2 protein-coding genes and 1 pseudogene are annotated in these 2,590 nt (G+C 58.0%); all 3 read right to left on the bottom strand.

From position 1 onward, the window contains the following. Positions 1 to 476 precede the first annotated feature (476 nt). On the bottom strand, positions 477 to 1,718 hold the full coding sequence (locus FS320_RS41590; protein ID WP_152718410.1) for a cation:proton antiporter: 1,242 nt from the start codon (positions 1,716 to 1,718) through the stop codon (positions 477 to 479). A 303-nt stretch (positions 1,719 to 2,021) separates the two neighbouring features. Then, complete coding sequence (locus tag FS320_RS41585; protein WP_192926417.1) at positions 2,022 to 2,306, bottom strand: TSUP family transporter; 285 nt, start codon at positions 2,304 to 2,306, stop codon at positions 2,022 to 2,024. Positions 2,307 to 2,464: 158 nt separating this feature from the next. Beyond that, positions 2,465 to 2,590: pseudogene (locus tag FS320_RS41580) on the bottom strand (NADP-dependent isocitrate dehydrogenase); the annotation flags it as partial.

Genomic DNA, 2,590 nt, shown 5'->3' with positions numbered 1-2,590 from the left:
CTCCCCGCGCCGCCAATGCCTTGATAGTCATGCGAGCCTCCTGATCGAGCCGGCTCATGCGCTCCTCCGTGTCGTCCCGTGACACGGTAGGTCGACTTCAACCGGAGGCGACATCTCGTAAATCTGGCCGTCGCCTTACTCACACATTCGCGCGTCGCGCTACAATCAACCGGCAAGATAATATTAAGCGCTGAAGTGCCGCTCAGTCTCTCGTTGAGAGGGAAACGGATTTCGATGTTGCCGAGGTCCTATGAAGAGCGCCCTCCACATCGTGCGCTGTCACAATGGTCTCAATATCTGATTATCAGTCCAAGACATCTCGAAGAGCTGCTTCGGGTCAAAGACGGTCGTTAAGCTCGGCCTTGTGCTAGTCCGTTCACGGCTTAGATTCTGACATTCGCCCTACTTCAGCTACGTAAGAAACGAGATGCAGAGCGGGGCCAATGAGGTTCGGTTCGCTTTTCCACTACGGAGTTTTAATCCCGTGCCTCATGACGTTCTCTGAGTTTGTCGAGGAAATTCATCACCGGATCGGCGCTGATTCCGTAAATGACCACTGACATTAGGACGATGATGCCGGTGGTTCTCCAGAGGCGATCCGGATCATCCAAATGACCTTGGTTGATCGCATAGATCGTGTAGTAGAGCGACCCAAGCCCTCGGATGCCGAAGAAGCCCGCCGCAAGCCGGACCGGCATTGGCCGTCCTGACCCGACGAAACTGAGCAGCATCGCGAACGGTCGCACCAGGAAGAGCACAATCAGAGCAAAGCCTATCTCGCCGAGGCTTACAGGGAAGATTAGCCCCTCAGCGATCGCGCCGCCGAATAGGGACAGCACCAGAACCATGACAAGCTGCTCAATCTGCTCAGCCGAGCTATGGATGTCTCGTGTGTAGCCGAGATTCCTCGTGGTGTTCCTTATGGTACAAGCCGCCGTGAAGACGGCTACGAAGCCATAGCAATGTGCAGCCTCGGTCAGACCATAGACCAGGAGCGCAACGCCCACCGAGGCCAAGCCGTTGTTGGATTGCGAGAGGCGGAAGGGCTCAGGGATATGCTGGTTGACTGCCGTAATCCCTCGGCCGACCACAAAGCCCATGCCCACTGCGGCAACGATCTTCCAGACGACATCAACCAGAAGCCAATGCTCAAGCCATCCAGGGGTGGTCGTACCCCCCGAGAGGAGCAGGAGGCCGAGGGTTACGAAAGGATAGGCAAGTCCATCATTGGCTCCGGCCTCGGAGGTTAGCGCGAAGCGCACTTCTCCCTCTTCACCGACCCCCGGCGGGCCCACCTGCACATTCGAGGCCAGGACGGGATCCGTGGGAGCCAGGATGCCTCCAACGAACAGTGCCATAGCCGGTGGAATATTGAGAAGCCCCATGCCACATGCTGCAATGGCCGCGATGGATAACGGCATGCCGAGACCGAGCATGCGCCATGTGCTGGACCAAGCTCGAATGCTGAAGGGACGGTCAATCTTCAACCCGGCGCCCATGACGGCGATCACGAGAACGAACTCCAGCAGAACCTCCGCCGCTACGCGATAGGTTGCGAAGAAATGCCCTGCTGGCATGGAGAGAAAGAAGAGATAGCCGAAAATCACGGCCAAGATCGGCAGGCTGAGGAGAGATTTCCGTAAGAGGACGGGCAACCAGACGACGCTCAGGATGATGAAACCCAGCATAAGGAAGCCGAAGAGTTGGACCTGTTGCATGATAGAAGTGCCGAGCCGCCCTTAGCCACGAGACGGCCATTCGAGGACATCGGAGGCTGACAGAAAACGATGATCCGATGGCTGCAGTTCAATGAACGGCGTCCCGATAGGACGAAAGGCGGTGATGGGTTCGCTTATTCTCATCTGCTGTGACATTCGTCGCCGTCAGCGGCGGACGTTTGTGGGTCAAAGGCAATCTTTAAGCGCAGCCATATCAATGTCAGATCACCGCACTGTTGCGGACATTCGTTGTAGGTCCGCGAAATACCAGGAGCGGTCGTTCCGGACGGATGTGCCGATACTTTAGGCGATGAGGCTTGCGGCGAAGCGGGCGCAGACGAGGAGGAGGAAGATGCCGAAGGCGACCTCGAGCCTGCGCTTCGAGAGCCGGTGGGCCAGCCGTGCGCCGATGGGCGCCATCCAGGTGCTGGTGGGGATGAACAGGACGAAGCCGAGGAGCGAGATGTAGCCCAGGGCCAAGGGCGGCTGGAAGGCGATCACTTTCGGGTAATCGGCCATGTGCGGCCAGCCGGCATAGATGTAGCCGAGCGCCCCCGGGATCGAGATCAGGATGCCGAGACGAGCCACGCCAGATCAAGCAGGGGGATGCCAAACACGAGGATTCACCCCTTGCAGAGGATGTAAAATTTGGAGTTCGGCTTCCCGGGATAGCCCGATCAAAGGACAGCCGGCAGAGCAGTTCAACGAAAGCCCCTCTCCACACGCGGAGAGAGGCTTTGTGCTCTTTACGCCGCCATTTCTTTTTTGAGGTTTTCGTCGATTTTGTCGAGGAATCCGGTGGTGGAGAGCCACTTCTGCTCGGCGCCGACCAGGAGTGCCAGGTCCTTGGTCATGAAGCCGGCCTCGACCGT

The sequence above is a fragment of the Microvirga tunisiensis genome (assembly GCF_009296175.1).
GTDB classification, from domain to species: Bacteria; Pseudomonadota; Alphaproteobacteria; order Rhizobiales; family Beijerinckiaceae; genus Microvirga; species Microvirga tunisiensis.
Note: the sequence above shows the minus strand (reverse complement) of the source record. Positions and strands in the feature narration are given on the sequence as shown.

Coding starts and splice junctions, on each gene's coding strand:
- FS320_RS41590 (WP_152718410.1), bottom strand. CDS start 1,718: ATGCAACAGGTCCAACTCTTCGGCTTCCTTATGCTGGGTTTCATCATC.